Source organism: Peribacillus sp. NJ4 (assembly GCF_030348345.1).
GTDB lineage: Bacteria > Bacillota > Bacilli > Bacillales > DSM-1321 > Peribacillus.
This window is the reverse complement of the sequence record NZ_JAUCFQ010000001.1, coordinates 3475534-3489969: the sequence shown is the minus strand read 5'-3', so window position 1 is coordinate 3489969 and position 14436 is coordinate 3475534. Positions and strand designations below refer to the sequence as shown.

Below are 14436 nucleotides of genomic sequence, written 5' to 3'. Positions count from 1 at the left end.
TTTAAGCAATAATGCGTTGATTATCGGCTTTAATTAGGTAATGATTAAAATAGTTATATATGGAAAAGGGGATTTAGAGGAGGGAAATTGGATGGAGAAAGTATTTCCGCTTATTGAAACACGACGATTGATTTTAAGGGAAGTAACGATAGAAGACGCGGTTGATATGTTTAAATATCTATCTGATACTGATGTAGTGAAACCAATGGGGTTAGAACCATGCCAAACAATGAATGACGTATGCGATGAAATTAATTGGTATGAATCTATATTCCGGGAGGGTACGGGAATCAGATGGGGAATTACATTAAAGAACTCCGGTAAGGTTATAGGAAGTTGTGGTTTTCTGAATATGGTCTCGAAACATCATCGAGCTGAAATTGGATATGAATTAAGTAAAGATCATTGGCGAAAAGGCATTGCTAGTGAGGCATTGGAAGCCGTTGTTACATATGGTTATCGTAACTTTCACCTGGAAAGGATTGAAGCCTTGATTGAACCGGATAATCTCCCATCCCAAAAACTAGTGGAAAAGCAAGGGTTTAGAAGAGAAGGATTGCTAAGGCATTATGAATGTACTTGTGGAAAATTCGATGATTTATATATGTACTCACTCATAAAAGAAGATCTTAATGACATCATTCATTGTGAAGACCGCTAAGTACACGGTCACAGTTTATCGACAAAGTGGGTTTCGGAATGCAGTCATCCTGAAACCCTTTTTCAATTTTACCAACGGGATTATTACCATTCTTTAAAAGGAGATTTTAGCGGCCTCAGACTTAAGACAAACTGCATGGTAAGCAAATTTGCCTTCAGTTTTAAAGAACGTTCCAGTTGTTTTCAGAAATCAGCTTCCTTTCTCGCCGACTGTCTGCCAGTTACTTGGCAGGGGTGTCGCAAATTTTCAATCTAATAAGCGTTTCATAAAATAGTGAAAATCCATAAAGGGTTAACTAGTCTTAAACATGGTTCGGGATGAGAACAGCCTAAAGTAAAAACCATTCCAGTTGATTGGAATGGAGGGTACGAGACTCCTGCGGGGAAAACGCGTCCAAGGGAGACCCCACAGGCGCAAAGAGCGCCGAGGAGGCTCCCGGACCGCCCGCGGAAAGCGAGTGCCTGGAATGGAAATCAACGTTCAAATTTACAAACCCTAAAAAAAGCGGTCTTTTTCTAAAACTGAAAAACCATAAAAAAACGATTCAAGTACTAAATTTTAGTTTCCTCACTTGCTTGTATAATCTCTTTCAACCTTACAAATTCGGGTTGAGTATGATGAGTACCAATCTTTCATACCTTTTTCTTGTGCCTTTTTGTGAGCAGCATTTTCTTTCCAAAGCTTTATGGCATCCAGGGACTTCCAATAGGATACGGTAATTCCTAACCCGTTTTGATCTCTTACACTTTCGACTCCTAAATAGCCATCTTGTTGAGCGGCAAGTTCATCCATGAAATCAGCGGTTGAATTGTAACTTGTGTCATCCTTATCGCTTCTTTGCGAAGTGAAAATACAAGCGTAATAGGGCGGTTCAGGTGTATTTGCAAAAAACATGAAATGATGCCTCCTTCTAACTTAATATTCAAAATAATAACACATCCGGAAGAACATGGGGAGGGTCTGTCTCCTGATAAAGCTGATTGCAATATGAAAAGCCATTCCCGGAAAGTAACCATTTTCAGACAGCCAATGAAGGTGATGGTGGGCGTTGATCTCCAGCCAAGAAACTACCATAAGACAGAAAGTTCACTAATCCGCAGTTCATAGGAAGAAGGGATTTTTTTCTGATTCACGAATATATTAATTTGAAGGTTTTACAAAAAAAGGAGATGGTTTTCTTGTGTGGGATTCGTCAGTAAACATATAGAAAGGGATGCATTTTTACCGAAACATCGCGAAATTCTTTTGGGAAATGCATTAAAAGATTTATCGGCAGATCCAGATGTTTTGGCTATTTACCTAGCCGGTTCATTAGCAAAAGGAAACTATGATAATTACTCTGATATCGATTTGCATACCATTGTTATACCAGAACGGAAAGCAGGTTTTTTAAAGGAAAAAAGGAATAGAGCCAATAACTGGGGATATGTTTCATTTCACGAAGACTACAATCCTTCATCACCGTACGTCGTCTCTCATTATGAGTCCTTTGTGAAAGTGGATAGCTGGTATCACTCACCTGAGGAAATGGTACCTTCCATTTGGTTAAAAGAGGTTGAAGTCCTTTATGATCCCCTAAATATTATGAGCCATGTTATTAAGGAATCCGCTAAGCAAGTGTATAAACCCTCACCGGAAGAAGTTGACCATTGGAGAGGAAAGCTGCTTGCATTTGTCCACGAAACCTACCGAGCTATTATGAGGGAAGAAATATTTCATGCACTATCCAATCTTGATAGGATACGATGGTTGATTGTGTCTGGTTGGTATATGGAAATGGAAGAACACGTAGATGGACCCTATGGAGTATGGACGAAAATCGAAGGTGAAAGAAGTAAATTAGATGAAAAGCAATTATCCCTTTTGGAAGGTTGGGATTGTGGCCGTAATACAAATGAAATCATGAAAACGTTAAGAGGTATGATCCCAGAGTTCCTTAGACTTAATAAATACCTTTGCACACAAGTGGGTGTCGAAGCAAATGAAGACCATATCAAACGAATAATGGATATGGCTATCTGATACTTTTGCTAAAGGTTAAGGGACATCGTACATTTGGAGTTCAGGAAATAACATTAGTGTAATCACTTTTGGAGGGATGAATAGGTGGCAGAATTGGTATATCATGTAGCCGTTTCACTGGACAATTTCATTGCCGATCAAGCAATGTTGGAAGGGGATATCAATCATTCTTTTTTCTTATTTGAAGGAGATCATGTCCCAGACTTTTTATCTGATATCCAGCATTATGAAGCGGTGTTGATGGGAAGTAAAACATATGAATTTGGATTTCAATTCGGAGCTAAACCGGGTGAACCAGGCTATAAGGGTTTGAAACATTATATATTCTCGAGCTCCCTTCAGTTTGAATCGAATGAGGAGGTAGAACTTATCAAAGGAAACGCCGTGGCGTTTATTGAAAACCTCAAGCAGCAAGCTGACGGAAAGCTATGGCTTTGCGGGGGCGGTGAACTGGCTGGAACGTTATTAAAACATAAACTCATTGATCAATTGGTGTTGAAAGTGAATCCAGTCATTATCGGTGAAGGCATCCCTCTTTTCGGCAGCGTTAAGCCGAGTCTAAAATTAGATTTAGTTGAAATGAAACAATATCCAAACGGAGTGATCAAACCCACATATAATATTATTTATACTTAGGAATATGGCGGAGGGCTACTAAAACTTCATTCGTAAATAGCTTTCCTTCAATAGTTATGGCTGCGCTGGCGCAGCCTTTTTCTACTGTAAATTCACTGGTCATTGGAAGTTGAACTTTTCTTAAGTGAAAAGTGAAAATATACAATGAAAATTAATTAGAAATTTATTTTTAACATATATCCTTTCAATATATCTTGAAAGGAGTGTTCTATATGAAAAAAATGTTGAAAGTATCAAAGAATTTATTTTTTACCTTCATTGCTATTATCTTATTTGTAGCAATAGCTGTTTTTATTTACCATAATTATCAGAAGGGCAAGGAATCATCATTAATTAGTGAAGGAACATCCGTTGATTTTAATAACAAAAAAATTAATGTATATACTGAAGGCAGCGGTAAGGATACATTCGTTTTTATGTCCGGTTCCGGAATTGCTGCCCCTGTTTATGAATTGAAAGGATTATACAGTAAGTTTACAAAAGAAAATAAGATTGCAGTAATTGAAAGAGCTGGATATGGAAACAGTGATGTTTTTCATGATGATAGGGATATAGATACAATATTGGAGCAAAGTAGGAAATCGTTAATGGAAAGTGGAAATAAACCTCCTTATATTTTGGTTCCACACTCAGTATCAGGTATCGAAGCGATTTACTGGGCACAAAAATACCCAAGTGAAGTAAAGGGAATTATTGCTTTGGATATTGGTTTACCGCACCAATATGTAACTCATAAAATGGGCCTGGTTGATTCATTGACTGTAAGAGGTGTGAATATTTTAACGAAAATGGGTTTGCACCGTCTTGTTCCTTCTGCTACTTATAATCCCGAAGTGATTAGGCAATCATTCTTAACGGACCATGAAAAAGAAATGTATAAAGCACTATCTTATAAACAGTTTTTTAATGATGATATGGAGCAAGAGCTTTTACAGAGTTACAATAATGGGAAAAAATCAGTTAACTTGCCGGTTCCAAAAGAAACACCCATTTTATTTTTAGATGCGATTGCCGATGAAAATAAAAATTCAACATATACAAAACAAAAAAATCAAGATTATGAGGAGTTTGCAGAGAAACTATTAAAAGGCGATGTAATAAAACTGAAAGGGACGCACAGTATTTATTTATACGAGCCTGATGAGATTTATGATCTTGCCATGGAATTTATTAAATGAATTGAAAAAAGAAAGGCCCTGTGATGAAAAGATATAATATTTTAATTGTTGAAGATGATTTGATGATTGGTGATTTATTGAAAAAAATTTTGCAACGCGAAGAGTACAATGTATGTTGGATAAAAGAAGGAAAAGATATTATTGATTTAATCCATGAGATGGATTTAGTCATTATGGATGTTATGCTACCAGGAGATGATGGCTATCAAATTACCAAGAAAGTAAAAAGTCTAGGATTAAACATTCCAGTTATTTTTCTATCCGCCCGAAATGATATGGATAGCAAACTCCAAGGTTTGACAATTGGTGAGGATTATATGACTAAGCCTTTTGATCCTAGGGAGCTATTACTAAGAATGCAGAAATTGCTGGATAATCAATATGGTACTTTCACGCAAATTAAACATTTATATATTGATGCCGAGCATAAAAAGGTATTCAATAATGACTTGCAAAATGAAGTGGTTTTTACTGCGATAGAGCGTAAAATATTTTTCTATTTATATGAAAATAGGGATCGTATTTTAACGAAAGAACATTTCTTTGAATATTTATGGCAGCTCGAAGATAGAAATCAAAATATCATTAATGTACATATAAAAAAAGTTAGAACAAAAATCAATGATAATACCGGTGAGATCATCCAAAATATATATGGAGAAGGGTATAGATTGAATACCTATATAAAGAAATGAAATTAAAGAAAAAATACCAGATATTGTTACTTATCGCCGTTATTAGCGTGCCATTCATATTACTGTTAATCAGTATCCTTATGTCAGTAATTTATGATATGGCCTTTAAAACCAAAAATAATGACATTCCTTTTCATGAATCTTTTGCATATCCTACAATGCTGGGAGTATTTATTTTATCATTATTATTGTTAGCCTTCTTATTTTCCAAATCTATTAACTCGGTATTAAATAAAATAAATATATTGAATGAAACCATCAGGAATTTAGCTAGTGATGAGGAGATTCCGAATAAATTAGAGGTTAAAGGCAATGATGAAATCGGGAAATTAACTAAATCGGTGAACTTGCTAATTGAAAGAACGACCTATCGGGAATTGGAACTAAAACAACAAAAGGAAATGAAAAAAGAACTCTTAAATAAATTAAGGCATGACATCAATACACCTTTAACAGCAGTAAGATTACAATTATTTTATTTAGAAGGTCAATATACAGATCAAGCTCCACTATTACAATCACTATATCAACAAATAAATTATATTTCCGAATTAACAAATGAATATAATATTCAATCCACAGATGCGCTAGATAATTCTTATATCTTGAATGATGAAGTGAATATGCACGATTTATTAGAAACGATGGTTAAGAAATGGGATTATTTGTATAATATGCATGGCATTGAATTAATATATCATCCATTAAATGGAGAGTTGGAATGGATAAGTAATGACTTATGGCTCCAAAGGTTATTTGATAACGTTTTCCAAAATGTGTTGAATCACTCGAGGGCTGATAGACTTGTGATAACCATTGAAAATAATGTGGTAAGTATCAAGGATAATGGGATTGGTTTTGATATTGATAGTAAAAGTAAGGGGCTTGGCTTAAAAATAATTGAGGATATAGCTAAGACACTACATATAAAATATAATTTACAATCAAATGATAGCGGAACTTTATTTTGTTTTACAGTCGAAAAAACGATTAAATCTCACTAAAATTCGTTATTTTGTGGTGAGGGCATCGTCAAGGGTACTTCAATATTATTCTTTTCAGATAGTTTGCCGTGTGCAACATAGTTATCTATCACTTACTTATATAAAACGATACAAAAAGGTTGCTATAGACCCACCCATTTTTAAGTTGATATTATATTCATGTACTTAATTGTGGGGGGAAGTTGAATGGAAGAACAGAAGTATAATGACCTCAAATTAGGCGAACGTGGTGCAATCATTAGTATAATTGCTTATATTTGTCTATCTATCATGAAACTGGCTATAGGATACATAAGCGACTCAGCCGCTTTAAAAGCGGATGGTTTGAACAATACCACTGATATTATCGCATCGATTGCTGTATTGATCGGTTTAAGGCTAGCTCAAAGACCCCCGGATAAAGATCATGGTTATGGTCATTGGAAAAGTGAAACGATTGCTTCAATGGTAGCTTCATTTATCATGTTTGCCGTTGGTGTACAAGTTTTAATAGATGCAGTTGCTTCCATGCTTAAAGGTGGAAAGGAATCACCTGACATTATTGCAGGATATGTAGGCGTTTTATCTGCAATAGCCATGTATTTTGTATACCGATATAATAAAAAGCTTGCTCTCAAAATTAATAGTAAAGCCGTTATGGCAGCTTCAAAAGATAATATTTCCGATGCTTGGGTAAGTATCGGAACAGCTATAGGGATTTTCGGCTCCCAATTAGACATGCCTTGGCTGGATTCCCTGACTGCAATCATTGTTGGACTATTAATATGCAAAACAGCTTGGGATATATTCAGTCAAGCCTCTCATGAACTTTCTGACGGATTCGATGAAAATAAAATTCACCTTTATAAGGATGTAATTACAAATGTGGATGGGGTCAAGGGGATAAAAGAAATTAAAGGGAGAAATTACGGGAATAATGAAGTGATTGATGTTGTCATCCTTGTCAATTCTACGTTAGATATTAAAGAAGCTCATGATATAGCGACCCATGTAGAAAAAGTGATGATGAAAGATCATGGAGTTTACGATGTTCATGTCCATGTAGAGCCCAATTAACATGAACTTTAAGGAAAACGGGCATCAATCATGCTTTACAAACATATGATACTATGCAATCATTAATTCATTACATTGGAAGGAAAAGGTACCTCATACAATGAAGCAGTAATCTTATCTAATAAACAGTAAATCTAAATCTATTTCACTGGGTGTAAACGGTTAGGATGTTCAATGGAAGTACGCTTGTTAGCTCTCCTGATATTGGTGAGTAAAGTGAGCATCACTTTTACATTTGAACAAGATTCTTTTTAGATACCCTTGTGAGATTTTAATGATTATGTTTAGAGATGGGATTCGTCTGTTCGTTTATAGGTACTAATTCATATACAAATACTTTTTCCGTTATCGAAATCGGAGAGGTATATTTGGTTTATGTATATTAATTTAGTAACAGGCGATCTCTCTCTAGAAAAATAGAGGGGGATTTTTCATGTTATTTTTAAAAGCTAATGATTTAAAGAAAAGCTACGGGAATCGTGAAGTCATTTCCGTTGATTCACTTCATCTATACAGTCATGACCGTATTGGCTTGGTTGGTAAAAATGGAGAGGGTAAAACGACTCTGCTTTCTATTTTGGCAGGCGTTAAGGAACCTGATTCCGGTTATATAGAGAGCTATGGGACAGTCAGTTATATCCCACAGATAGAAGAAACTGAACAAGAAATAAGCGGGGAGTTAACGAGCATATGGAAACTGCCCAATGAGAATCAAGAAATGGTAAGTGGCGGCGAACGTACTCGAAGAAAAATTGCCGCAGCGCTGACTTCCAATGCGAATGTATTGATCGCGGATGAACCTACCAGCCATTTAGATGTATTCGGAATTGAACAATTGGAAAAGGATTTAAAGTCATTTAATGGCGCTATATTGCTTACTTCACATGATAAATCATTTTTAAATAATCTGTGTACGACAATATGGGAAGTTGAGAAAGGCAAAGTTACTGTATTTGAAGGGAATTACGAAGCGTATACCTCACAAAAGCAAGCAAAAACAGAAAAGGAAAATAAGGAATATGAAGAGTATACTCGCGAAAAGAATAGGTTGAAACAGGCTGCACAAAACCTCCAAGCCAAATCTGATTCAATCAGGAAAGCCCCTAAACGAATGGGCAATTCAGAAGCAAGGCTCCATAAACGCAGCTCTGGAAAACAGAAGGCGAAATTGAACCGTTCTGCTGAAGCGATTGAAACTCGAATCGATAAGTTAGCAAAAAAAGAAAAACCTAAGGAAGATACCCCCATCATTTTTGATATTTCAGAATTTCCATCTCTGCACAGCAAAAGGGTCATTCGATTTAATGGCTGTTCGCTGAGCGTCGGATCTAGAATGCTGAAACAACATATTTATGGAGATGTACCCCTAGCATGCAGACTCGCCATCAATGGTCAAAATGGTTCAGGAAAAACCACATTACTGAAAAAGATAGTGGAACGACATGCAGGTTTATATGTTGCGAAGCCAGCAAAGGTAGGTTTTTTTGCACAACAACAAGAAAATTTGAATGAAAGTAAAACGGTACTTGAAAATGTTTTGGAGGAGAGTCCCTACAATCAAGCCTTTATTCGCACAGTATTATCACGATTAGCTTTTAAAGGAAATGACGTTCACAAACAAGTAACAGTCTTAAGCGGTGGGGAAAGAGTCAGGGCTTCTTTAGCAAAAGTTTTTTTGGGAAACTATAATGTACTGGTTTTGGATGAACCAACAAACTACTTGGATATTCATACTAAAGAGGCTTTAACCGAAGTGTTAAAAGCATATCCAGGAACCATCATTTTTGTGACTCATGATCGTTCATTGATTCAATCACTTGCAACACATGCACTTTCATTTGAAGATGAAACTCCGAGAGTAAGGGCTGTAAATCATGAATCAACAAATTTGAATACGGGCAAGGAAGGTCATCAAGATAAACAGGCTGAATTCCTTATGATTGAAGTGCAAATCATCGAGACACTTGGAAAACTGTCCAGCGTTATGAATGAAGAGGAAAAAGAGGAATTGGATAGGGAATTCCTACAACTCTTGAAAAAGAAAAAGGAGCTTGAAGGTTAAATGCAATCCATTAAAAGGCCCATCTCATTCGAGAAGGGCCTTTTAATGGATAAAAAACTATAGTAAGTAAAGAATTTGGTTCCTCAAAACATGAAGGTGAAAAACGGTTAAGGAATGTTGAAATTAACCAGATGCTTTAAGGACTTAGCAATAACTAATGATGATACGTACGGGGGAGAAGGGAAGAGTGCGATTAGAATCGGTTCTCCGTATCCTGCCACGGACAGAATCATGATCAAAACAACTGAAGAGAAATATATATTGTTCACTTCGAATGCCGTTTCACTTAAGAACAGATTAACATCATTTATTAATGAAAGTACGACGGTCTCGTTCTATTACTCTTACTATTAAGTAAACGATAGATTTATAGTTTACACTAAAGCTTAAAAGCTGTTAAATAAGGAAGATATAATTAGTAGACAGATTTAAAAGTGTATACGATTTATTAAAAGGGTGGGGGCATCTATTGGCAAATAGTCTGCACCATTAGGGCATTCGGGTAGAGGTTGCAAAAGATAATAATGATTTAAGGTACATGATTACAGAAAAAGGGATACCAATTCAAGATGCTTGTCTTAGGAATCCCGATCACTAGGCAAGGTGTGTGAAGCAGATGGAAATTAACGATACTGATAAAAAAATCTTAGAGATATTAATGCAAAATGGTCGAACTTCGTATTCGGATATATGTTGTACGTGATCGTGTGCAGCAACTAATGGAAAAGGGTGTTATTGAAAAAATCAGCGCTGTTGTCAACGCTGAAGCTGTAGGTAAAAAAGTATCGGCCTTTTTTGAAGTGGATTGCGAACCTGCAGGCTTAGTGAAAGTTGCAGAAAAACTAGCTAAAAATCCAAGTGTTGCAAGCTGTTACCAAATGACAGGACCTAGTACTTTACATATGCACGTTTTAGTTGAGGACTTTTCTTCCTTGGAATTCTTTATCAATAATGAACTATACGGAATAGAAGGTATTTCTCGAGTGGAAAGTCATATTTTACTACGTCGTTTCAAAAGCAGATCAGGATTAAAACTATAATAAACTCCTCTTATAATCGGGGAGTTTATTTTTTTTGAGTGATTTTATTGAAAATTAAAAACTTTTGTAAAAAAATGTTTTGTTTTTCCGGAAAATAGTATATAGTTATTTTGAAATCGTGCAATTGTTAATAAAAAATTGCATTTTAATTAACAAACGTTAGAAAAAACATTTTTTTCGTTCGTTTTGTTATTTTTTACTTGAAAATGAGTGATATTACGTTTAAAGGGAGGGGTATTATAATGGCTTTACAGTTAGATCCACATTATTCACCTTACACATCACAACGAAATGTAGTATATGCCAAGAATGGAATGGTCGCTACTTCTCAGCCTTTAGCTGCACAAGCAGGGTTAGATATTTTGAAAAAAGGCGGTAATGCTATTGATGCAGCCATTGCAACAGCTGCTTGTTTGACAGTAGTAGAGCCTACCTCAAACGGAATTGGGGGGGACGCTTTTGCGCTTGTTTGGACTAAAGGACAATTACACGGACTAAATGCAAGCGGTCCAGCACCTATGAATATCTCTATAGAGAAGGTAAAAGAAAATGGACACGAAAGTATGCCAAAGTACGGCTGGCTGCCGGTAACTGTACCAGGTGCTCCGGCAGCTTGGGTAGAATTATCAAAACGTTTTGGCAGACTACCGCTTTTAGAAGTTATGAAGCCAGCAATTGAATATGCTGCAAACGGCTTTCCTATTTCACCTACGCTAGGTCGCTTTTGGAAAAAGGCATTTGAACAATATAAACAGGAATGTACAGGAGCAGAGTTCGAAGCTTGGTTTGAGACCTTTGCTCCTAAGGAACGAGCACCTGAAGTCGGAGAAATATGGTCGTCTCTTGACCACGCTGACACACTAGAAGAAATCGCAAGAACAAACGGAGAAAGCTTTTACAAAGGGGCACTTGCAGAAAAAATTGCAGCAGCTTCTGCGACTTACGGGGGCTATTTAACAAAAGATGATTTAGGAAACTTTAAACCAGAGTGGGTTGATCCCATTAAGGTAAACTATCGCGGCTATGATGTTTGGGAAATCCCACCAAATGGACAAGGTATCGTAGCTCTTATGGCACTAAACATACTAAAAGGATTTGATTTTACAGCAAAAGAAGAAACAAATACATACCACAAACAAATCGAAGCAATGAAACTTGCTTATACTTGCGGCAAGCAATACATTACAGACCCTAAGCATATGGGTGTAACTGCAGAAGAGCTATTAAGTACTTCGTATGGCCAGCAGCGTCAAGCACAGATTGGAAGTGAAGCATGCATGCCAGCTCCAGGTGTACCGCCACGTGGAGGAACAGTGTACCTTGCAACAGCAGACGGAGAGGGCAACATGGTATCTTTTATCCAAAGTAATTACATGGGCTTCGGTTCTGCGGTTGTAGTACCCGGAACAGGAATTGCCTTACAAAACCGAGGGCATGATTTCAGCCTTGATCCTACTCATTATAACTGCCTTAAGGGCGGTAAGAAAACATACCATACGATTATTCCAGGATTTTTAACGAAGGATAATCAACCTGTTGGACCATTCGGTGTAATGGGAGGATATATGCAGCCGCAAGGGCATGTTCAAGTCATTATGAATACAATAGATTTTCACTTACATCCTCAAGCTGCTTTAGATGCACCAAGATGGCAGTGGAAGAATGAAAAAACAGTTGAAGTAGAAAAAACATTCCCATCCCACATTGCAGAAGAATTAGTACGAAAAGGACATGATATTAAAGTGGCGGTAGACTCAGGTTCGTTTGGACGGGGTCAAATTATATGGCGAAATCCTGAAACAGGTGTACTTATTGGTGGCACAGAATCAAGGACAGATGGGGCAATTGCCAGTTGGTAATCCACAGTAAAGGATTAATTTCATTAAACAACTAGACTTTTTATCGCGTTTTTCGCAGCAGCATGCTTGGATATAGTGGGGGACCTACAACGATTCCTCTCGTTCAAAAAGAGGTAGTAGAGCGTTTAAATAGATGACAATGAGGAATTTGGCGAAGTGTTAGGGATTGGATATACGTTACCTGGTCCAATCGCAACAAAGATGGAAATCTACATCGGATTTCAAGAAGGTAGATACCTTGGCTCATTCCTGGCAGCAGTATTTGCAACAGTTGCTCCGTCTCTAATACTCATGCTAACTCTAATGGTTCTTCTGTATAATATTTGGAACTTATCCGCAAGTTAAACGCATGACGCTTATGTTAAACCGACAATTGCGGTGCTTCTTGGAATGATGGCATTTCAATCATTCTATTAATCTTACTTTCAAATAGGAATAGGCAGTTATTTATTAAAGAAAAAAAGTGAAAGTACACCCTGGATTAGTAGTATTTGCTTCACTCATATATGGTGCTATCAATTTGTAGTGTAATCTCTAGAGTCTCTATTTATAGGCTCTACAGATTACACAATAGGGTATGTTCTTAAACCCTACTACTAAAATCACAGATGAGTATTACACTTTATATTCATAATTATCAAAACTTAAAGCGCTTTCATTTTTAAATTATGATAAAAAATCCAGCCGTATTGATCTTAATTAAAATTAATAAAGTCTATTGTGCTTCCTTATCTAAGTTGTCTCATGTATTGAACCAATATCATTTTATTATCAAAAAAGGATGTGTTTACTGTTATGAAATTAAAATGGGTTGTTATAGCTTTTTTGTCTGTTCTTTACTTGATTAACTTTACAGATAAGGCGATTATCGGGTACGCAGCTATTCCTATTATGGAAGATTTGGATCTAAATTATGGTCAATGGGGTATAGTTGGAAGCAGCTTCTTTTGGTTCTTTTCAATAATGTCTATAGTTGGAGCTGCATTGTCAGATCGAATTGGAACGGGTAAAATGCTCGTTTTCATGGCTATTGGTTTGTCAATAGTACAGTTTGGAGCATTGACAATTTACGGGTTGCCAATGCTAGTTATGTGTCGTGTCCTTCTAGGTGCTATTGAAGGACCGTTTCATGCAACTGCTATTAGCCATATAAGCAAACATTTCGTTCCTGAACAGCGAGGCCTTGCGATTTCCATTATGAATACAGGAAGCATGCTCGCTAAATTTATGGTCCCTATTCTTATTTACATGATTGGAATTTATGGTTGGCGAATGGTAATGGTTTTTTTAGGAGTATTAAGCCTGGTTTGGGCAGTTCTGTGGCTATTAACTTTTAAAGGGAAAAATGAGGGAAATATAGTGAAAAGTGAATCTACCATAGTTTCCGAAAAAGTAAAATGGTCAGAGATATATCCACTTTTTCTATCTTCAACTTTTATCTTTACTTGCCTTGCTCTATTCATGGCTTACTGGATTCTCACATGGTCGTTTATATGGATGCCGACCTATCTTGTTAAAATTGTGCATTTAACACAAACACAGATGGGCTATGCAGTTATGTTCATAGGTCTTGGTTCTGCTATTGGTGGTATACTTATCTCATTTATCTCAGATCGGTTACTTAAAAAGACAAAAAATCTTCGAAAATCCCGTGTGCTTGTTGCTGGACCATCTCTAATATTAGCAGCTGTATGCTTTTACTCTACAACATTAATCCAAAATGAATTTGGAGCAATTATTGCCTTATTTTTGGGAATGGCGTTTGTAAATGGTATGTTCCCACTTGCACCCCAGATTGTGAATCACTTACTTCCTGAACGAAGAGGATTAATGTCGGGTGTTTTGCTAGGGCTTGCAAACTTGTCAGGAATTATTGGCCCAGCTGTAACAGGTTTTGTTGTCCAATCTGCAGGCGATAACATTAAGACCGGATTTAATTACTCTGTTATAATGACTGCCACTTTATTATTAATTGCCAGTCTTATTTTCAGCATTTTTACTAAACCTGATAAACCCGTTAAAAAAATATCATCATCTTCTAAAGTGGTGAATTTATAGAAATTTAAAAAGGAAAGCTAACAACCGACCTTTCCGAAAACCGTCGGGTAACGGCGGTTTAATTAAGTTAAATCCAGAATAGAATATCTTTCATAGACGCTTTAGTGCCCTTGACGATTCCAATAGGAATTATCGAGGGTTTTTGTGTAGCGTTCTGGTGCAAAA

13 protein-coding genes and 1 pseudogene are annotated in these 14436 nt (G+C 36.5%); 13 read left to right on the top strand and 1 reads right to left on the bottom strand.

What is annotated here, in order from left to right; all coding sequences use genetic code 11:
* Positions 1–91 precede the first annotated feature (91 nt).
* Positions 92–661 carry a GNAT family N-acetyltransferase gene (locus QUF94_RS17360; RefSeq protein ID WP_289316944.1) on the top strand — a complete coding sequence of 190 codons (570 nt, stop codon included), beginning with the start codon at positions 92–94 and terminating at the stop codon, positions 659–661.
* A 567-nt stretch (positions 662–1228) separates the two neighbouring features.
* On the opposite strand, the gene QUF94_RS17355 is transcribed toward QUF94_RS17360, so the two are convergent.
* The gene (locus QUF94_RS17355; RefSeq protein WP_289316943.1) at positions 1229–1555 is read right to left on the bottom strand and encodes an antibiotic biosynthesis monooxygenase family protein; all 327 of its coding nucleotides are present in this window, start codon (positions 1553–1555) and stop codon (positions 1229–1231) included.
* Between the two features lie 288 nt (positions 1556–1843).
* On the opposite strand from QUF94_RS17355, the gene QUF94_RS17350 reads away from it, so the two are divergent.
* The 12 genes and pseudogenes from QUF94_RS17350 to QUF94_RS17295 all read left to right on the top strand — a co-directional run bounded on the left by QUF94_RS17350 (position 1844) and on the right by QUF94_RS17295 (position 14271).
* Positions 1844–2683, top strand: coding sequence for a nucleotidyltransferase domain-containing protein (locus tag QUF94_RS17350; RefSeq protein WP_289316942.1), 840 nt, complete (start codon positions 1844–1846; stop codon positions 2681–2683).
* Positions 2684–2767: 84 nt separating this feature from the next.
* Positions 2768–3319 (top strand): dihydrofolate reductase family protein, encoded by a 552-nt coding sequence (locus QUF94_RS17345; RefSeq protein ID WP_289316941.1) that lies wholly within the window; start codon positions 2768–2770, stop codon positions 3317–3319.
* 212 nt (positions 3320–3531) lie between these two features.
* Positions 3532–4497 carry an alpha/beta fold hydrolase gene (locus QUF94_RS17340; protein WP_289316940.1) on the top strand — a complete coding sequence of 322 codons (966 nt, stop codon included), beginning with the start codon at positions 3532–3534 and terminating at the stop codon, positions 4495–4497.
* A 23-nt stretch (positions 4498–4520) separates the two neighbouring features.
* Positions 4521–5192: a response regulator transcription factor gene (locus tag QUF94_RS17335; protein ID WP_289316939.1), complete on the top strand. Its 672-nt coding sequence runs from the start codon at positions 4521–4523 to the stop codon at positions 5190–5192.
* Positions 5189–6196: a sensor histidine kinase gene (locus tag QUF94_RS17330; protein WP_289316938.1), complete on the top strand. Its 1008-nt coding sequence runs from the start codon at positions 5189–5191 to the stop codon at positions 6194–6196. Before QUF94_RS17335 ends, QUF94_RS17330 begins: the two co-directional genes overlap by 4 nt.
* A gap of 186 nt (positions 6197–6382) precedes the next feature.
* Positions 6383–7252, top strand: a complete 870-nt coding sequence (locus QUF94_RS17325; RefSeq protein ID WP_289316937.1) for a cation diffusion facilitator family transporter — start codon at positions 6383–6385, stop codon at positions 7250–7252.
* Positions 7253–7685: 433 nt separating this feature from the next.
* Entirely contained in the window at positions 7686–9314 is a 1629-nt protein-coding gene (gene abc-f / locus QUF94_RS17320; RefSeq protein ID WP_289316936.1) for a ribosomal protection-like ABC-F family protein, read from the top strand.
* A gap of 114 nt (positions 9315–9428) precedes the next feature.
* Positions 9429–9668 (top strand): SunI/YnzG family protein, encoded by a 240-nt coding sequence (locus QUF94_RS17315; protein WP_289316935.1) that lies wholly within the window; start codon positions 9429–9431, stop codon positions 9666–9668.
* Positions 9669–9930: 262 nt separating this feature from the next.
* Positions 9931–10354 (top strand): annotated as a pseudogene (locus tag QUF94_RS17310) (Lrp/AsnC family transcriptional regulator).
* A 242-nt stretch (positions 10355–10596) separates the two neighbouring features.
* Positions 10597–12213 carry a gamma-glutamyltransferase gene (gene ggt / locus QUF94_RS17305; protein WP_289316934.1) on the top strand — a complete coding sequence of 539 codons (1617 nt, stop codon included), beginning with the start codon at positions 10597–10599 and terminating at the stop codon, positions 12211–12213.
* 156 nt (positions 12214–12369) lie between these two features.
* Complete coding sequence (locus QUF94_RS28870) at positions 12370–12558, top strand: chromate transporter (RefSeq protein ID WP_353957796.1); 189 nt, start codon at positions 12370–12372, stop codon at positions 12556–12558.
* 450 nt (positions 12559–13008) lie between these two features.
* Positions 13009–14271 carry an MFS transporter gene (locus QUF94_RS17295; protein ID WP_289316933.1) on the top strand — a complete coding sequence of 421 codons (1263 nt, stop codon included), beginning with the start codon at positions 13009–13011 and terminating at the stop codon, positions 14269–14271.
* Positions 14272–14436: the final 165 nt, after the last annotated feature.